The organism is Clostridium vincentii, assembly GCF_002995745.1.
GTDB classification, from domain to species: domain Bacteria; phylum Bacillota; class Clostridia; order Clostridiales; family Clostridiaceae; genus Clostridium; species Clostridium vincentii.
In genome coordinates this window covers 1-18,968 of sequence record NZ_PVXQ01000048.1, presented here as the reverse complement: position 1 = coordinate 18,968, position 18,968 = coordinate 1, and the positions used below count along the sequence as shown (strand labels likewise).

Sequence of the window (18,968 nt, the reverse complement as noted above, 5' to 3'; positions counted from 1 at the left end):
AAATGATCCAGATTTATTTAAATCACTATTTCCATGGAGTAATCTTCCTGCTGAATGCTATTTAAATAAAAAGGATTGAAAATAAGCGGTTAATGACTGTCAACGTGACGAGTTATTAACCGCTTACCCTTAATTTGTAATAATTATAAGAAAATAGCGCTAAAACTTTATTGTTTTAGCGCCATTGCCAATACTTTATTCTTATTATTTACAACTTGTTAATTACTATATAAATCATAAAAAGGCATTTGTAGTTTATCACTTTACTACAAACGCCTTTGTTTATACTTATTACTATTTATATTCTTTTTTTATATTTCTTAACTTATTTATATTTTATCTTTTTCTTGCCAAATTAGGTATGTCCATACAGTACAAATATCATTGTCCAATCTTCACAATAATTTCTTGGGAAATAATTGTCGTTAAAAGTCTTCTCTTATATAAAAAAACTAAAGTAGATTAATATCTACTTTAGAGTATTCTTAATAAAAGTTATTACAGTCTATCATCTATCTTTACATATTCTCTTTGTGCTGCAACATTCATGTAAGCAGGACGAATTATTTTATCAGTATTAATTAATTCCTCAATACGATGAGCACTCCATCCAACTATACGAGCAATTGCAAAAATAGGTGTATATAACTCTAAAGGTAGATCTAGCATACTATAAACAAATCCACTATAAAAATCAATGTTAGCACTTACCCCTTTATAGGTCTTTCTTTCATCAGCAATTACCTTTGGTGCAAGACGTTCTACTAAGGCATACAATTCATATTCCTTAGTCAAACCCTTTTCTTCAGATAAACTCTTAACAAACTTCTTGAAAATTTCTGCCCTTGGATCTGATAGTGAATAAACAGCATGACCCATTCCATATATTAATCCTGATTTATCAAAAGCCTCTTTTCTAAGCAAAGCCTTTAAATGTTGACTTACCTCTTCTTCATCTTTCCAATTATGAATATTTTCTTTCATCTCTTGAAACATTTGAACCACCTTAATATTTGCTCCTCCATGCTTAGGCCCTTTTAAAGATCCTAAAGCTGCTGCAATTGTAGAGTAAGTATCCGTTCCTGAAGATGAAACCACATGCGTTGTGAAGGTTGAATTATTTCCTCCTCCATGTTCAGCATGGAGCACTAATGCAACATCTAAAATTTTCGCTTCTAATTCTGTATATTTGCTATCAGCACGAAGCATATGTAAAATATTTTCAGCTGTTGATAGCTCTGGTCTTGGAGTATGAATAATAAGACTATTGTCTTTATGATAATGATCATACGCTTGATATCCATAAACAGCTAACTGAGGAAATACCGCAATTAACTGCAGACTTTGCCTTAATACATTAGATATACTTGTATCGTTTGCCTTCTCGTCATAAGAATATAAAGTTAGCACACTTCTAGCAAGTGTATTCATCATATCAAAGCTCGGCGCCTTCATTATAACATCACGAACAAAGGAAGTTGGAAGAGTTCTATAACCTGCTAAAAGGGCTCTAAACTTATATAGTTCACCCTTTGATGGCAATTCTCCTAAAAGCAAAAGGTATGCTGTTTCTTCAAAACCTAAACGCTTTTCATTTATAAAACCCCCAACTAACTTTTGTATCTCTACCCCTCTATAAAATAACTTACCATGACATGGAACATTTTCATTATCAACAACATCCATTGATATTATCTCTGATATTTCCGTAAGTCCTGTAAGTACACCTTTACCATTTAAATCTCGAAGGCCTGCATTGACCTTATTTTCTTTATATAACCTTGGATCTATAGAACTATTTTTCATACAGAGATCTTTAAGTCTTGTAATCTCTGGTGTAATTTGCGAAAAACTATTTTCAAGTAAATTTGCCATCCAACATTCCCCTTTCTTTATATATTCAGCTGAATTTATATTTTTGTGCAGTATTTATATTTTATCACAATATTTAGAAAAAAGCCTTTTCTAAATTTTAACTCAACAGCTCGTCTATGTTATTCTACTTTTTTTGTATCTATTCAAATTAACCATACACCTATGTAAATAATATCAAAATTCATTGAATAAATCCACTTTTATCTACAAATAATGTACTATACATAGCTTAAACATTAAGAATAAATAACAATTAATAATTGCAACTTCTTTCTTCTAGCTTTATGTTATCATTATTCTATTGAGATTTTTATCATATTATATGACTTAGGAGGAATTATTTATGAAATTTTATATCGATATCCTACTTGGAATAATACTAATAGTATACACTTTAATACTCAACACCTTAAGCAGTACAAAGGTTGCCTTTAGCAGTTCAATTGGATTTTTAGGAATATGCCTTGTATTTTATCACTTTATAAAAATTAAATTAAGGGATAATGAGCATTTTATTCTTGCTGTTAAATATATGAAGCCAATAATATGTATTGGTATTGCCTGTTTTATTCTTTTACAAATTATTATTGTTGCCTATCCAAAGCAAAATAACAAACCTACTGATTATATTCTTGTTTTAGGCGCAGGTTTACGAAATGGTACCGAACTATCATTAAGTTTAAAGGATAGATTAGATACTACACTAGATTATATTAATAATTATAATAGTAACAGTTATATAGTCGTCTCTGGTGGACAAGGCTCTGATGAGAATATTCCTGAAGCTCTTGCTATGGCGAATTACTTAATAGCTAATTCTATACCAGAGGATAGAATTATCATAGAGGATAAATCTGTTAATACCTTTGAGAACTTTAAACTTTCTAAAGTGAAAATAGAAGAGCACAGCAATAAACCTATATCTGATTCTAGTGTCAAAATTATTACCACAGATTTTCATGCCTTCAGAGGTAATCTTTTAGCTAAAAGAAATGGCTATGTTGATATCAATTTATATACAACTAAAACAATTCCTTACCTTATCCCTGTATTTTATACTAGGGAGTCCATAGCTATAGTTAAGAGTTTATTATTTGATAACTAAAAACAAAAGTGGCTGTGCCACTTTTCCTTAAGGGGAATTTTCAATTTATGAAACTCTTTTCATATTCTTTTTTATAAAGATTCTCACGCCTATCCTTTTTTAAACTAAACGAATCTCTAATCTCATCAACCAAATTAAAATCTATTTCCGTAATAATTAATTCTTCCTTAGAACTAATTTCATTTAATACTTCCCCCTGCGGGTTAATAATAACTGAAGCTCCTCCATATTCTATTTTATCGCCAATTCCGATTCTATTTACTCCGGCAATAAAACATTGATTTTCTATAGCTCTCGCCTTTAATAAAGTGAGCCAATGGTCCTGTCTTGACTTTGGCCAATTCGCTGCGACTGCTATAAATTTCGATGTTTTTGATGCTATCTGAAATATTTCAGGAAATCTTAAATCATAACATATAAATGGAGTTATTATTTTACTTTCTATATTGCAAAAACAGATTTCTTCTCCCCTATAATATTTTTCATCTTCTCCTCCATAGGAAAAAGGGTGTATTTTTGAATAATTAGTTAATAATATACCCTCTTTAGATATTATAGCAAATTTATTATTCCCTTTAGCTCCTACCCTTATTGCATATCCAAAGCCTATATTTATCTTATTTTCAATAGCCTTATCCTTAAACCAGTTTATAATATCTTTTTCTGAAAGAATAAGTTTTTCTATATTCATAGTAAAACCTGTCAACACCATCTCTGGAAATAAAATAAGTTCCACTTTGTTATTGGTGGCTAGATTAATAAAATACTGGCATTTATCCATATTAGATAAAGGTTCTTCCCAAATTACATCCATTTGTGCAAGTCCTAATCTCATAATGAATTCTCCTTAAATAATTATTTAGCTTATTTTCATGTTTTATTACAAAGACTTCTAAGTTCCTTTAGCTCATCTTCTGTGATTTCTCTCCATTTACCATAAATTAAGCCCTCTAATTTTATGTTCATGATTCTGATACGCTCAAGTCTTACAACATTATAACCAAAGGCTCTGCTCATTTTTCTAATTTGTTTATTTAAACCTTGTGTTAGAATTATACTAAATGTATCTTCGCTAATTTTTTTCAATGTGGACGGTTTTGTTTTTTTATCTCCAATTTCAACTCCACGTGCCATATTCTCTAAAAATTTTTCATCATAAGGTTTACTTAAGGTGACTACATACTCTTTTTCATGCCCATTATCAGACTCTAGAATCTTATTTGCTAGTTCTCCATCATTTGTTAATATTATTAATCCTTGAGATTCCTTATCAAGTCGGCCAACAGGGAAAATGTATTCCGGATAATTTAAAAACTCTATAATATTATTCTCAACACTTTCATCTGCAGTACAAGTAATCCCCATAGGTTTATTTAAGATTAGGTATATAGAGGCCTTTCTTTTAATTGGTTCATAGTCTAATAAAATCAGGTCAGTTTCTTCGACCCATTGCCCTGGGGTAGCTGGAAGTCCCTTTATAGTTATTCTTCCAGAATCTATAAGTTCATTTGTTTCTTTTCTTGAACAATATCCATAATTACTAAGTAATTTGTTTATTCTCATATAATTCTCCTATCGATGCTAAATATATTTAATAATCATATCTTCTTTAGATTATTAATAATTTATCTTATACTATAATAATACTCAATAAATCCAAAATATTCAATCAAATAAATTCATAATAAAAAGGACCTTAATATAGGGAATACCTATAATTAAAGTCCTTTTAACTATCTTAATATTTATATTTATTAAAATGCTTTGTAATAAGAACTATCTTGTGCATACACTCCACTTACTTTCCAGCTTTGAGGCTCATCAGAATAGCCTTCCTCAAAACTCATTACCACTTGTGCTTGTACTTCTTTTCCATCCACTGTTAAAGTACCATTTATATATTGTATAGTTACTTCTGATTTATCTCTTTTAACTTCCTTGAAGCTATTTGAAATATCATAATTAATTTCAGTCTTTGATACTGTTTCATCTAAGATTCCACTTTTTATTTCTTCTATTGTAGGATCTTCAATTTTAACACTAGTAATCTTTACATCTATATCATTATAATAGCTGCTATCTAACAATTCAGATGAGACAATCATTGTTCCACTAAATGCCATTTCAGAAACTTTATCTGATTTAGCTATACCTTCTATTTCCGCTCTTATTTTATTACCCTCTTGAAGCACATAGTTTTTAACTGTAAAGTCACTAATATCATCCTTTTCTATCTTAAAACTTCCACCATAATTTGTCTCTGTTCTTTCCATATGAAAACTACTTTCCTCCACTAGAGCATCTAAAAGCATTTCCTTAAGGGCGTCTTCATCTACCTTCTCTTCCTTTATACTCTTACCTATATCTGTTACCTCAGCTTCAGTAATTGCCCATACCTCTTCATCAAAGTCAAAAACAACTATTCCATTAACTGTTGCCTCTTGATAAGCAATACCATTAGATAATTTAATATCTGCGGTAAAATCCTGTCCTTCAATAGAATTTAATTCTCCACATTCTATGTTATTTATTTCTGTAATTAAATTTCCATCTATTTCAGTTGAATAACCTTCATACAAGGTTTGTTCCTTTAACGAGTCCTTAATTGCATCCTCAGGCTTACTATCTGTATCAATACTTTTTATATCTGTGATATAGCATGAACTATAGGTCCATTCATTATCATAATATCCGAAAGATACACTCCCCTCAGTTGTTACCACTGCCTTATCTAACTTGATCTCTAATTCAATATTTACATCATCATAACTTTTCTTTATTGTCTCTCTATTAATTACTTCAAGACTTTCTAAGTTTTCATCTGTTAATGTAATTGTTGATCCATATACATTTACTGACTTACCAACTAGTTCTTTTTTGATTTTATTTTCACTAAATGGCATTCCTGACATAATTCCAAAAACTATTAAACTCACTACAAAAACAGCTATTATTGCTCCTACTATTCCAGATATTTTCTTGTTTTTCATAATGAATCCTTTTAATTGACCTAATTGTTCTTTTGCTTCAGCCATATTCATATAAGGATCACTATTAAAATCTGAAGTACCTTCTTCACCATTTTTCAAGTCTTCCCCACAGCTTGTACAATATCTTTCACCCTTGTTTATAGGCTTATTACAATTGTCACATTTGCCTTTAGCTAAATGTTGTTCTTCTATTACTACTTCTTCTATTTCATCTATTACTTGTTCTTTTATTATTTCTTTCCCACAAGACATACAAAACTTTTGATTGTTATCTGATATTTCTGCATTACAATTACTACATTTCATCTTTTTACCCCCTTAAAACAAATAGCTAAGCATACCTAAAGATTGTGCTAGTGAATCTTTTAGTATCATACCCGTTACAAATGCTGTTAGTCCATAATAAACAACTATAGAAATAGATGTTAAATAAACTGCTTTACCTGATCCTATTCCTCCAACTATATTTAATGTTTCATAAATATTAAATATTAAACTGTATGCAGCTACCATTATAACTATACCTGCAATATACATACCAACTACACCACTAATTACAGCTCCAATTAATGTTGCACTCATAATTACTGATGGTAATACTACCGCTGTTGAAAATATAGATAAACTTTGATTAAAAGTAGAATCACTAAAAACCATTTTTCTAACAAAGAATATAATTGTAACAACTGCTAAAGTAGCAAGTATAATTCCAACTAACATTGATGCAAAAGCTGTTCCATAAACTTTTCCTGGTATTGACATACCCATAGAGAATCCACCTAACATTCTACTTGAAATAATATTTATTGAAAGCAATATAGTAACTATTACTATTGCCATGCTTATCCCTATATTTATTAAAGAATCCTTTAATTCTAATTTATCGTAATTTTTATTATACTTAAACGGTGTTTTTAATATACTCATGAATTTCATAATCTTCCCCCTATCCTAATAGACTAACTACTAAATATAATATAAATACTACTACAATATGAGTTCCTATTAATGTAATAAAACTTGATTTTTCATCAAGTCCATAGGATTCTCTTAATCCTTGGTATATTAATATATAATATATTAGTGATCCTATACAAACTGCCATTCCCCCTAGGATTGGAGATATAAATACTAATAAAAGACCAATAAATGAAAATAAAGCAACAAAAATACTAGCGTGAACTAAAAGATTTGTTACACTTAGTAAATTAACTTTACTGACTTTTTGTATTTTTATTCCTATAAATAATACCCCTATGAAGACTGCCATAGTCATTATTTGAAATAATATCATTATATAACTTTTACTATTTGTAAAACTACCAACACTGGACTTTTTTAATATAAGCATATCAACTATTGAAATCAATATGATTATTCCAAACATTATTCCAGTTGTAACTATATCAGAACCTTTGGAATTCCTTATAAATGCACTCGGGTTCTTAATTCCTGTCCCTATTCTTTTTAAAACACGCATAAAAACATTACTTTCACTTGTCGCAAAGTTTCCACACTTTCCACAAAAAGATTGTTTTTCTTCGATTTCAGAATTACAATATCTGCAATTCGCCATAATTATCCCCCCTATATTCTTATAATATAATTTAATAATTTCTAACAAAACTATACAATTATATATTATCTTATGTTACTATTAGTGTCAATATTTGGGCTATTTTGTTCTTAAAAGGGTCTGTCGGTATATTTATACTGTATTTTCAGTTATATTACCCCTATCTGCTGCATAACTCTTTTCTATTGCGCCTAAATCTATACTTTGGCCCTTTTTGCTAAATGTTATAGATTTTTCATTGTAGTCTACTAAGGTTCCCATAGCAAGAATTCGACTCTCATATTCTCTCATATCTACACCTAATCTAAAGCATTTTGAATTGACTTTAAAATTATCTTACTACTATTTGTAGCACCCGAAATCACATCTACATTTAAACTCTGAGCATCAACTACTATTTGTGGTATTACTTCAGCAGCTGCCCCCCTATCTGTTTTATGCTCTATTAACTTAATATCTTTGATTACATTATCTTTAATTTCTACCTCTACCTTCGCAGCTACTACATCTGCATCAAATTCCCCAATATACTTTCCATCCTTTATTTCCTTCAAATCAACATCCTCTATAACAATATTGCCCACTTTTTCCTGATAGTTTTTTACTCTATTCAAATAAGTGAATCCAAAAATCGCACCAGCTAATACAACAATAACTACTCCAGCAATAATATAATTTTTCATTTTACGTCACCAATCCTTTTATTTTTTTATTGAATCTAAAACTAAGTCAAGTCCCTTTTCTATCACTTCTCTGCTATCTTTATTAAAATAGTCCTTAATATATTTTTGTTTTCTTGAAAAAGTATTAACAAATCCAACAATAGAAGCCCATAATATTAAAGAAATACTAACTTCATCAAGTCTATCTGTTATCTCGCCATTTATAATTCCTTCTTTTACACATTTTTGAAGTATATCTATTGTAGTTTCCTCTAATTCATTTGGTACAGTTTCAGATCCATCATACTCAAAAATAGATTTATAATATCCTGGGAAATCCGTTTCAAAATTTATCAAAGCATATCCCATAGCCTTTATTTTTGATAGTTCAGTAGAATCCTTTTTTTCATCAAGTGTATCTAAAAAAGTCTTGTTTAGAACTTCATATCCTCTTTGAATTATTTTCTCATATATGTCTTCCTTACTTTTAAAATAGCTATAAAGGGTTCTCTTTGTAAATCCGGCCTCCATTGCCACCTGCTCCATAGTTGAATTATTATAGCCCTTAGTAAAGAACAGCTTTTCCGCTGCATCAACTATATTTTTTTTGTTTATATTTTTTCTTTTATCCTTAGGTTTTAAACTTTCCATATCTTTTCTCCTTCTCATTTACACTGCAAGTATACTTTTTACACTGTAAGTGTAATATTTATTTCTTCACTTGTCAATACATTCATTTTAACAACAAAAATTCCTATCAGTATCTCCTGATAGGAACTAATTTATTACAATTTTACAATTTGTTTTTAATACTACGAATATCATCAACTGGAGGTAAACATGATTTGTTTTCACACAAGTAATAGGTTGAATTAGAATTAACTAATTTGTAATCTTTAGTGAATTCAGCTAATTTTTCTAATTCATCAGTGTTTTCTTCAGTTTTAACTAATGTTGTTAAATTAAAGTGAGGCTCTTCTTTTAATAAAGTTTTTACGGAATTCATATCCTCTTCACTTTTAAGAACACATACTAATTCCTTAGAAGGACTTAAGGCAAAAGTTGCTCCCATTAAGAAAAATGAATAATTTAATTCTCCACCATTTAAGTTACTTGCCATAAAATTCATTTGTTTTTCTGCCATTTCTTCAAGCTCAATATCCCCACTAAGCCTAGCTAATTTTATTAAATTATAAGCTACCACAGAATTTCCAGAAGGCATTGCACCATCATAAACTTCTTTAGGCCTAGCTATTAAATTTTCTCCATCATTCCCATATATAAAAAAGCCTCCCTTTTCTATATCCGAAAACAACTCAATAAGCTCACTATTTAAACTAATAGCTCGCTTTAAATAAGTAACTTCAAAGCTACTCTCATATAATTCAATAAGTCCTAATGTTAGAAATGCATAATCATCTAAATAACCATTATGTAACGCTTCCCCATCCCTATATCTAGCTAATAATCTTCCCTCATGAGTTACTAAATTTTTAAGAATTGTATTTAAGGCACTGTTTGCAGCCTTAAAGTATTTTTCATCTCCTAAAATTTTATAAGCTTTTGCTAATGTTGCTATCATAAGTCCATTCCAAGATGTTAAGATTTTATCATCCTTATGTAGCTTCATTCTGCCATTTCTGTACTCTAAGATCTTCTCTCTTAAAACTTCTATCCTTTCAGCTTCCTTATCATAGTTCTCATTGTTAATTAAATTAGGTATACTTTTTCCTTCAAAGTTTCCCCCTTCAGTTATATCAAAATGCGAGTTAAAATATTTTCCATCCTCTTTCCCTAAAATTTCAATTATCTCTGAAGACTTGAAGACATAAAACTTTCCTTCTTCTCCCTCACTATCAGCATCCTCAGCACAATAAAATCCACCTTCTTCACTGGTTAATTCTCTAAAAATATAGTCTAATGATTTTATTGCAATATTTTTATATAATTCCTTATTTGTAATTTGATATGCTTCTAAATAAGCCATAATTAAAAGGGCATTATCATATAGCATCTTTTCAAAATGAGGAGCTAACCATTTTTCATCAGTAGAATACCTAGAAAATCCAAAACCAACATGGTCAAATATTCCGCCTCTATACATATAATCCAAGGTTTTTTCTACCATATTCAAGGCTTTTTTCTCCCCTTTTAAACTATAATATCTAAGTAAAAACATAAGTTTGTGAGGTGTCGGAAACTTAGGTGCTCTACCAAAACCTCCATAATCTTCATCAAAATTATCTAATAATTGTCTATACCCATTATCTAATATCTTCTCAGTTAATGGTGTATCTATTTTTTCTGTATTGAAATGCCCTGCTAATTGAGATAGAATATTTTCACTGGAGGATACTATTTTTTCTTTATTTATCTTCCACTCATTAGCTACAGATTTTAAAATATCCATTAGTCCTGGCATATTATATCTTGAATTCTTAGGAAAATAAGTTCCTGCATAAAAAGGCTTTTGATCTGGAGTCATAAGTATTGTTAATGGCCATCCACCTTGCCCACTCATTGCCTGACATACTGTCATATAAACACTATCCACATCTGGCCTTTCTTCTTTATCCACCTTAATTGCAATAAAATTCTTATTTAGAAACTCTGCAACTTCCTTATCTTCAAAGGATTCATGGGCCATGACGTGGCACCAATGACAAGTGCTATAGCCTATACTTAAGAATATTGGTTTTTTTTCTTTTTTAGCATTGTCAAAGGCTTCATTTCCCCAAGCATACCAATTTATTGGATTGTGGGCATGTTGTAAAAGGTATGGACTCTTTTCATTGGCCAATCTATTAGATTTTTCATGTATTATCTGATTAGACATGTTATCACACTCCATTCATACTTTTAATACTATTATTATGACCTAAAATTCTAGCGATTATTATAAATACGTGCCACATTAAAAAGTCACTTGCAAAATTACAAGTGACTTCTTTACTATTTTTATTGCCATAACTTATTCTATTTTACTGAGGTACTTTCGATATTTTCATTGATGAAATTATCTTCAGTATCCTTAAAATAGTAGTGTTTAGTTACTCCTGTACCATCATCCTGAGCTTTGAATCCGTGCCTCTCCCAAAATCGTCTACTACCTTTACTATTAACATATAAGCACATATCAAAATTTGTATTTTTTAATTCCTTAACTATTTCACTGCCAATTTTATTTTTCTTCTTAAATACCTCAAAATTATCTATATCAATAATACTTTCATCTTCACTCAATTCAGCTTCTAGCAATGCAACAACTGCACCATCCATTTTCACTTTAAAACATCTATCCCCCGCCCACCATAATTTTAATTTGTATTTCTTTTTTAAAGATATTACCTCTTTCTCTTCACACTTTTCAATACATACTCTTTCCATCAATATACTCCTATCTCAAAACATTCTTTATAACCTGAAAACAAGCTATATTTATCTTTAAGTCTACTTTCATTATAACGCTGTTTAAAATTTCTTCAATTTATTTATTTCAAATATAAAACAAAAAAGATTTGGCCTGTTTTCACAAAGCCAAATCTTCAATATTTCTTCATTTAAATAATTTTACTTAATCTATCTTTTAGAGTCACTTCTTTTTCAATTAGCCATCCTTCTTCTTCACAAGTATTTCCCCACTGAACTATATCATTTATTTCATCCTGAGTTAACTCAACAGATATTTTATCAATAACTTTTAAGTTTTCCTCGTAATATCCGTTATATAATTTTAAAGCATTGGTTTCTCCTTTTAACCCTAAAGAATATACCGGTATTCCTTTTGTATCTTTACGATGCGCCGCAACATAAAGTCTTACTCCATGATTCTTTTTATCTGCTTCTAGGGCAATATGTTTTACCTCAACTAAAGTCCCTACTGGTATATTGTACTTATCCATAAATCCCACATCCTCTCCCAATATTAATTCTACAAAAAATCGCAATTCCCTTTATTTTTTTAAAATTTTGATAACGCTTACTTCTAATAGCTAAGCTATTTCTTATTATAATTGTGAATTCTATATCACCGATGCAATGAAAGTAGAGTTACACTATATTATGCCCTAGATAATTTAATTAAATCACTAAAATATAGAAAGTCCTTTTGCCTAATAATACATATTTTCCTCTCTTAATGATAATACTATTAATGAAATTAAATATGGGAGGTGTTCTTTATGCCAAAAGCTAAACAATTCGTTGATCAAAGTATGACGACTGCACAAAACACAGTTTCATCATTACAACAAGCTCTTAGCTCAGCAGAAAAACAAGAAAATAAAGCTAAAATTCAATCAGCAATAGATTCTGTTGATTCTGCATGCCAACAATTATCTAGTTATCAAGATTAATTTTGAGATTAAAATCCTATGTTTATTAAAACATAGGATTTACTCTTTTCACTTTACCTTTAGAGGTTATTTTCACGAATCAAATCTATTTACCTTAAAAAGTTTCAAATCTTTATTAACTTCTCCAGAATACAATTTACTCAACATCATTCCACCTAACACAGAAAATAAAATACCATTTGCCCCATATCCTAAGCAATACCATAATTTTGAGTTCTTAGGGTCTTTTCCTAAGAATCCTAAATTATCTTGAGTAGATGCGAAGGCTCCACAATATCTATATTCTATATCTATATTAAGCTTTGGAAATAAATTTTTAAGTCGTTGCTCTAACTTATCATAATTTTCATTACATAATTTTTCATTAGATATATCTGGTATAAAGTTTATATCTTCACCACCGATTATTATTCTATTATCAGTGGTCGTTCTTAAGTAATTGTAAGGATCTTCATTGTCTCTAACATTTACCCCCTTATAAATATCTTCTATATTATTTATTGGTTTAGTTGCAATATTAAAAGTAGTAGTTTTAGTTCCAAATGCCCTTTCACTAAAAAGATTCGTATTATAGCCGGTAGCTACAATAATAATTTTACCTTTAACCTTATGCCCATATATAGTTTCTACCACCACTTCGTTCTCACTATACTTAACATCTACAACTTCTGTATTTTCATATACTCTTAATCCTTTTTCACAACTCACCTTAAACAACTCTTGGGTATATTTATAAGGATCAATTTGAGCTCCTCCACCTTTACTTAATACACCAGCCTTTACATTAAAAGAAAATTCATTATTTTCTTTAGAAATAAATTCCACAGGGAATCCAGCTTTATTTCTAATATCATACTCTTGCTTAATTTCTTTTATTTCTATATCTTTAGCTGTATATAAAAAGCTATCTACTTTTTTAAAGTCACAAGCATTCCCATTTTCATTTATAAACTCTTCAATTTCATCTAATGCTTTTAGTCCTAACTTATATGATCTTATAATATTGTCTATAGATGTATATTGCTTTAAATTCATGGCATTACTGTCAAGCTCATATTGTAGAAGTGAAGTTGTTATACTGGTACTACCATGAGCTATTCTTGATTTTTCTAAAACAACCGCGTTAATATTATTTTTAGTGAAATAATAGCCTAAAACTGCTCCAGTTACCCCTCCTCCTACTATTACTACCTCTGTTTCTATATCCTCTGTCAAATACTCATACTGCTTAGTCAATTTATTGATTTTAGTAAAAAGACAATCGCCCTTCACATACTGTGTATTCATACTGATTACCTACTCTCTTAATTATTTAACTTGATTTTAAATCTACTTATGATATTTATACTAATTGATATTTTTAAAAAAATTTCTATATTTATTATTTCCTAAAGCTTATGGTTGTATTCTAAGTACTAAAAACATTTAATATTCTGCATAGAAAAAAAGATACAGTTAATTTCTGTATCTTTAAACTTTCCAACCTTTATTTAGTCTTATATTTATTTTTTGCCTTGTTCTTTACATTTACACCAAGGGTTCCATTTACAAATATATTAATTAGTTCTTCTTTAGTAACTTGACCCACTACAATAACATTGTACCTCTTACATAATTTGCTTAAATCTGATTTAGTTATCTCACAAGTTTTCATGTAAGCACTTGCTTTTTTTATACTATCCATAATCATTATACGTTTATATATTTCATCATTTTTCATAAGTACACCTCTATACAATCATTCTATTATTTTTACTAAATTAACAATGCGATAATTATAACATGTATTATTGAATACTACATTAACAATTTAAAATAACACCATTATATTTCCTTTAATGAAGTAGATAAGTCCATTAATTATTTTTCTTATCATATAAGAATCTTACCCCAAATTAAAATATAGCACATTTACTTTTTATGAATACATTATTAATAAATACTTATATAGGGAGATAACTATAAATGCTATACAGAGACGATGATACTTATGAAAATCAAAATGAAAGTGACTTTCTAAACTATGAATTTTCATCTATTCCCTATGAATCTCTCCAAGGTGAAAGAGCACCCTTTTTCCCAAATATGCCAGGCAGTAATTTTCCCCAATCAGGCAATTTTCTACCTGGTTTTAATCCTCCTGAAGGAGGTTCTAATTTTCCCGGCGGAGGTTATGGCCCGCCTGGAGGTGGCTTTAACCCACCTGGAATGCCTAAGTCTCCACCGCCAAATTATATGCCTAGCAAAAAAGATAAAGGAGTTGAAAGTTTTAGCCAAGGCGGAGGTGGTATAGGAACTAAAACCGTCAGTGCAAACTCCATAAGAATTTGCCTTTTTAAATACACATATATTTGGGAAGTAAATGGAAGAAGTTATTGGGCATTCTTATTTAATGTTGATAAGGTTTCTCTATCTGGATTCAGATGGCTGGGTAGAAATTGGGTCTATTTCGGAATAAATTTAAAAAGAATTGATTCTTTTGTATGCTATAGATCTACTCATGAAGATATCGGTGAAAATTCCAGAAGCTTAAAGCAAGATGATATATCATTATTAATTAGCAAAAAAGAATATTTTTTAAATGGTACAAGAGAGGTCTATACTCAAACCTTAGCTTCCCTTGATATTCCTGAAGTTAAAGAAGACTTTATAACTCAAACTATAGGTTATATAGATGACAATAAGGTAAATAGTGAAGTGCCTTGCGTGAAGGCCAGAAATATTAACTATAGAATAAACTTAGAGGTAACCTATCCAAGTAATTTTGATAAGGATTTGAAAAATAAAATAAATGAATTTGCTAATGAAGCAACTACTGATGCCTATATAACAATTTCATCCACTAGAAGTGCTGAGATTTATTCTACTCCACTTGAAATTTTCAATTCATCCTTGGAATTGATACCTACAACACTTAAAACTTTTTCTAATTCTTTTAATTCTAATCTTAAACTATTAAATCTATCTGCAGATAATTATAGGAGCATAACTTACTCTATTCGCGATGAAAAAATACTCGATAATTGGAAACCTTATTTCTATAATTATTCATTATTTTAAAAAGTTAAGGCTAGAGAACTTAATCTCTAGCCTTATTTATATATTATTATTTAACTGCTTTTAATTTTGCTATATCATTCCACTTTCTATTCGTACAACTCCAAGGGTAATTCATCTGGATCAAAGAAGAAAGTGAATTTCTTCCCTGTAAATTCATCTATTCTTATATCCTCTACCCTTATCCCTTTACTTTGTAGTTCATCAGCAGTCTTTTCAACATCTTCAACTTCAAATGCTAGATGTCTTAATCCACAAGATTCTGGATAACTTGGTCTTTCTGGAGAATTAGGAAATGAAAATAACTCTATTTGGCTATCGCCTAATTTAAGATCCAGCTTATATGAGTCTCTTTCCTTTCTGTAAACCTCTCTTATTATTTCTAGCCCTAATATATTTGTATAGAATTCCTTTGATTTCTTATATTCTGAACATATGATTGCTACATGATGTATGTTTTTTAAATTCATAAGCTTTACCTCTCAAACTATCTTTCTATATATAATTCATCTTTAATAAAGTATACCCTTATGTTTAAAATTACACCAATGTTTTACTTAATCAATAATACAAATGAACATTTAGTAATGTATCGGTATATTTGAATTTAATTCTTTTTAGGTTTACTATAATCAAAAGCAATATATTGCCTTATAAAATAAAAGGGGGACAAAAAACAATGGAAAGAAAAGAATTAAACAAGAATTTAGCACAAATGCTTAAGGGTGGAGTTATTATGGATGTAACAAATGCTCAAGAAGCTATTATAGCTGAAAAGGCTGGTGCATGTGCAGTTATGGCATTAGAAAGAGTTCCATCAGATATTAGAAAAGAGGGTGGAGTTGCTAGAATGTCAGACCCTAAAATGATTAAGGAGATTCAAAAAGCAGTTTCAATTCCGGTTATGGCTAAAGTTAGGATTGGTCATTTTGTCGAAGCACAAATCTTAGAGGCTTTAACTGTAGACTATATTGATGAAAGTGAAGTATTGACACCTGCTGATGATAAATATCACATAAATAAACATGACTTTAAAGTTCCTTTTGTGTGTGGAGCTACAAATCTTGGGGAAGCACTAAGAAGAATTGGCGAAGGTGCTTCTATGATAAGGACAAAAGGTGAAGCTGGTACAGGTGATGTTGTTGAAGCAGTTACCCATATGAGAACTGTTAATGATGATATAAGAAGAGTTAAAAATGCTCCAAAGGAAGAATTAATGACTCTTGCTAAGGAATTTAATGTACCTTATGATCTACTTCAATATGTATGGAAAAATGGAAAACTCCCTGTAGTTAATTTTGCTGCTGGTGGAATTGCTACCCCTGCTGATGCTGCATTAATGATGCAACTAGGTTGTGATGGAGTATTTGTTGGCTCTGGAATATTTAAATCAGATAATCCTTCAAAAAGAGCTAAAGCAATAGTACTTGCTACTACGTATTATAATGATCCTATAAAACTTGCTGAAATCTCCGAAGACCTAGGTGCTCCAATGAGCGGAACTTCTGTCCAAGAATTAGAAACTAGGTTTGCAAAAAGAGGTTGGTAAAATGATAATTGGTGTTTTATCTCTTCAAGGAGATGTTATTGAACATATTAATCACATTAAGAAAACTGGATATATTGGAGTTGAGGTGAAAACTAAACAGGATATTGATGCTATTGATGCTTTAATTCTTCCAGGTGGTGAAAGCACAGCAATTGGAAGGCTTTTAAGGATTACAGAATTAGAAGATTATCTGAAACAAAAAATTATCAATGGTTTGCCTGTATGGGGAACCTGCGCTGGTATGATACTTCTTGCAAAAAATATAGATGGTGAAGATAAAGTCCACTTAGGTATCATGAATATAAAGGTCAAAAGAAATGCCTATGGGACTCAATTAGATAGCTTTATAATTCAAAGAACAATTGAAAATATATCAAAGAACCCTATAGATATGATATTTATAAGAGCTCCATATATAGAAGAGTTTTCAGAGACTGTTACGCCATTAATATATGTGGATGGCAACTTGGTTGCAGCTAAAGAAAATAATATATTAGTTACTTCATTTCATCCTGAATTGACTGATAATACTACTTTTTTAAATTATTTTATAAATGAAATCTGTTAAAAAAGGCTCATTAGTACTAGAAGTACTAATGAGCCTTTCCTGAGCCTTATTACTTCTTTTCAAAAACAACTTTTAATTTTTCTAGACTTAGAATTAAAGCTCCACCAATTGCAAAAAATACAATACTAAAAGTTCCCAAATTCATTGGGTCATTTGGAACTTCAAGTGTTGTTGCTCCCATGATTACTGCATAAATTGATCCTATCATTAATCCTAATATAAAATATATCATCTTTGATCTATGATTTTTTAATAAATATCGTATTAACTTTATTGTTAATGCTATTCCTGAAACTACTCCTAATCCAAATATAATGAGTACCGGCAAGTAAGCAAAATTCATTGAAAGAACTTCCCTTATACCACTCATTATCGGTGCATACAATCCAAAAATTAACAATAAAGTTGAACCTGATATTCCTGGCAATACCATTGCAGATATTGCAATCATCCCTGTAAAGAATACATAAATACCAAGTCCAACGCTTAAATTATCTGTTGAAAGATCCATTCCATCTCCTCCAGATGAAGGATTAAAATATGTAATAGCTACTACTAATACAATTCCTATTATAGAAAAAATAATATTTTTATATTTGTTAATTATTTCTTTTTTATCTTCTTTAACTATAATTGGTATTGCAAAAATTATAAATCCGATAAAGAGTGAACTAATCTTATATATGTGTGTTTCGAAAACTGATGTTATAAATAATACTGCTAAAATAAATGCAGTAATCCATCCTATTCCTAGCTTTAATAAGAATTTAATAGCTTTCTTCTTTTCTTTTATACTCTGCGTCGAAACTAAAGTATTTAATGAATTAATAAATTCATCATAAAATCCTAATATAAAGGCAATAGTACCCCCTGATACCCCTGGCACACTATCTGCTAATGCCATACATGCTCCTCTTATGAAATTAATAATATACAAAATCATTCCTCCTATTTCAATTAATTCTAATTTAGTCCTGACTTATATTGTACAGTAATTAACAAATTAATTCCTTACGAATTTGTTAATTTTATTGTTTTATTATGAATACACTTAGTTTTGGTGCATTTAACCTGCATGTCTTCTTTATTTATTCATATAAACTGGTTAGAGTATAATTTTAGTAGGCAAAGGTAGCAAAAAAATAAAGGAGATGTAAAAACATCTCCCCAATACATAAATTATCCATTATAATTTTATTGCTAAGATAAAAAGAATGGAGTTGGATTTATG

The 18,968-nt window shown here is 29.7% G+C and carries 21 protein-coding genes; 5 read left to right on the top strand and 16 right to left on the bottom strand.

Features of this window, described 5'->3' with window-relative positions; translation table 11 throughout:
* Positions 1–498: 498 nt before the first annotated feature.
* Positions 499–1,875, bottom strand: a complete 1,377-nt coding sequence (locus CLVI_RS15385; RefSeq protein ID WP_106061000.1) for a citrate/2-methylcitrate synthase — start codon at positions 1,873–1,875, stop codon at positions 499–501.
* Positions 1,876–2,218: 343 nt separating this feature from the next.
* Here CLVI_RS15385 and CLVI_RS15380 point away from each other — a divergent pair, with 343 nt between their 5' ends.
* On the top strand, positions 2,219–2,980 hold the full coding sequence (locus tag CLVI_RS15380; RefSeq protein WP_106060999.1) for a YdcF family protein: 762 nt from the start codon (positions 2,219–2,221) through the stop codon (positions 2,978–2,980).
* A gap of 40 nt (positions 2,981–3,020) precedes the next feature.
* On the opposite strand, the gene CLVI_RS15375 is transcribed toward CLVI_RS15380, so the two are convergent.
* The 11 genes from CLVI_RS15375 to CLVI_RS15330 all read right to left on the bottom strand — a co-directional run bounded on the left by CLVI_RS15375 (position 3,021) and on the right by CLVI_RS15330 (position 12,110).
* Positions 3,021–3,815: a nitrilase-related carbon-nitrogen hydrolase gene (locus tag CLVI_RS15375; RefSeq protein ID WP_106060998.1), complete on the bottom strand. Its 795-nt coding sequence runs from the start codon at positions 3,813–3,815 to the stop codon at positions 3,021–3,023.
* A 35-nt stretch (positions 3,816–3,850) separates the two neighbouring features.
* On the bottom strand, positions 3,851–4,543 hold the full coding sequence (locus CLVI_RS15370) for a pseudouridine synthase (protein WP_106060997.1): 693 nt from the start codon (positions 4,541–4,543) through the stop codon (positions 3,851–3,853).
* Positions 4,544–4,734: 191 nt separating this feature from the next.
* Entirely contained in the window at positions 4,735–6,276 is a 1,542-nt protein-coding gene (locus CLVI_RS15365; protein WP_106060996.1) for a double zinc ribbon domain-containing protein, read from the bottom strand.
* 12 nt (positions 6,277–6,288) lie between these two features.
* Positions 6,289–6,906: a hypothetical protein gene (locus tag CLVI_RS15360; protein ID WP_106060995.1), complete on the bottom strand. Its 618-nt coding sequence runs from the start codon at positions 6,904–6,906 to the stop codon at positions 6,289–6,291.
* A gap of 10 nt (positions 6,907–6,916) precedes the next feature.
* Complete coding sequence (locus CLVI_RS15355) at positions 6,917–7,546, bottom strand: zinc ribbon domain-containing protein (protein WP_106060994.1); 630 nt, start codon at positions 7,544–7,546, stop codon at positions 6,917–6,919.
* Positions 7,547–7,678: 132 nt separating this feature from the next.
* Entirely contained in the window at positions 7,679–7,837 is a 159-nt protein-coding gene (locus CLVI_RS17555) for a hypothetical protein (RefSeq protein WP_170065698.1), read from the bottom strand.
* An 8-nt stretch (positions 7,838–7,845) separates the two neighbouring features.
* Complete coding sequence (locus CLVI_RS15350) at positions 7,846–8,229, bottom strand: FMN-binding protein (protein ID WP_106060993.1); 384 nt, start codon at positions 8,227–8,229, stop codon at positions 7,846–7,848.
* A gap of 18 nt (positions 8,230–8,247) precedes the next feature.
* Positions 8,248–8,859 (bottom strand): TetR/AcrR family transcriptional regulator, encoded by a 612-nt coding sequence (locus CLVI_RS15345; RefSeq protein WP_170065697.1) that lies wholly within the window; start codon positions 8,857–8,859, stop codon positions 8,248–8,250.
* Between the two features lie 142 nt (positions 8,860–9,001).
* A complete protein-coding gene (locus CLVI_RS15340; RefSeq protein WP_106060991.1) occupies positions 9,002–11,044 on the bottom strand; it encodes a thioredoxin domain-containing protein in 2,043 nt (680 codons plus the stop codon).
* 140 nt (positions 11,045–11,184) lie between these two features.
* Positions 11,185–11,595, bottom strand: coding sequence for a hypothetical protein (locus tag CLVI_RS15335; protein WP_106060990.1), 411 nt, complete (start codon positions 11,593–11,595; stop codon positions 11,185–11,187).
* Positions 11,596–11,768: 173 nt separating this feature from the next.
* The gene (locus CLVI_RS15330) at positions 11,769–12,110 is read right to left on the bottom strand and encodes a hypothetical protein (protein WP_106060989.1); all 342 of its coding nucleotides are present in this window, start codon (positions 12,108–12,110) and stop codon (positions 11,769–11,771) included.
* A gap of 279 nt (positions 12,111–12,389) precedes the next feature.
* Between CLVI_RS15330 and CLVI_RS17550 the strand changes: the two genes are divergently transcribed.
* The gene (locus CLVI_RS17550; protein ID WP_170065696.1) at positions 12,390–12,563 is read left to right on the top strand and encodes a hypothetical protein; all 174 of its coding nucleotides are present in this window, start codon (positions 12,390–12,392) and stop codon (positions 12,561–12,563) included.
* Positions 12,564–12,635: 72 nt separating this feature from the next.
* Here the strand turns inward: CLVI_RS17550 and CLVI_RS15325 are convergent, their stop codons facing one another.
* Both CLVI_RS15325 and CLVI_RS15320 read right to left on the bottom strand, forming a co-directional pair.
* Positions 12,636–13,850: an NAD(P)/FAD-dependent oxidoreductase gene (locus CLVI_RS15325; protein WP_106060988.1), complete on the bottom strand. Its 1,215-nt coding sequence runs from the start codon at positions 13,848–13,850 to the stop codon at positions 12,636–12,638.
* 199 nt (positions 13,851–14,049) lie between these two features.
* Entirely contained in the window at positions 14,050–14,283 is a 234-nt protein-coding gene (locus tag CLVI_RS15320) for a hypothetical protein (protein ID WP_106060987.1), read from the bottom strand.
* Positions 14,284–14,528: 245 nt separating this feature from the next.
* On the opposite strand from CLVI_RS15320, the gene CLVI_RS15315 reads away from it, so the two are divergent.
* Complete coding sequence (locus CLVI_RS15315; RefSeq protein ID WP_106060986.1) at positions 14,529–15,623, top strand: hypothetical protein; 1,095 nt, start codon at positions 14,529–14,531, stop codon at positions 15,621–15,623.
* An 86-nt stretch (positions 15,624–15,709) separates the two neighbouring features.
* Here CLVI_RS15315 and gloA2 read toward each other — a convergent pair whose 3' ends face one another.
* On the bottom strand, positions 15,710–16,090 hold the full coding sequence (gene gloA2, locus CLVI_RS15310; protein WP_106060985.1) for an SMU1112c/YaeR family gloxylase I-like metalloprotein: 381 nt from the start codon (positions 16,088–16,090) through the stop codon (positions 15,710–15,712).
* Between the two features lie 209 nt (positions 16,091–16,299).
* On the opposite strand from gloA2, the gene pdxS reads away from it, so the two are divergent.
* Both pdxS and pdxT read left to right on the top strand, forming a co-directional pair.
* Positions 16,300–17,169: a pyridoxal 5'-phosphate synthase lyase subunit PdxS gene (pdxS, locus tag CLVI_RS15305; RefSeq protein WP_106060984.1), complete on the top strand. Its 870-nt coding sequence runs from the start codon at positions 16,300–16,302 to the stop codon at positions 17,167–17,169.
* A gap of 1 nt (position 17,170) precedes the next feature.
* The gene (pdxT, locus tag CLVI_RS15300) at positions 17,171–17,737 is read left to right on the top strand and encodes a pyridoxal 5'-phosphate synthase glutaminase subunit PdxT (protein WP_106060983.1); all 567 of its coding nucleotides are present in this window, start codon (positions 17,171–17,173) and stop codon (positions 17,735–17,737) included.
* 49 nt (positions 17,738–17,786) lie between these two features.
* Here the strand turns inward: pdxT and CLVI_RS15295 are convergent, their stop codons facing one another.
* Entirely contained in the window at positions 17,787–18,674 is an 888-nt protein-coding gene (locus CLVI_RS15295) for a DUF368 domain-containing protein (protein ID WP_106060982.1), read from the bottom strand.
* Positions 18,675–18,968 lie beyond the last annotated feature (294 nt).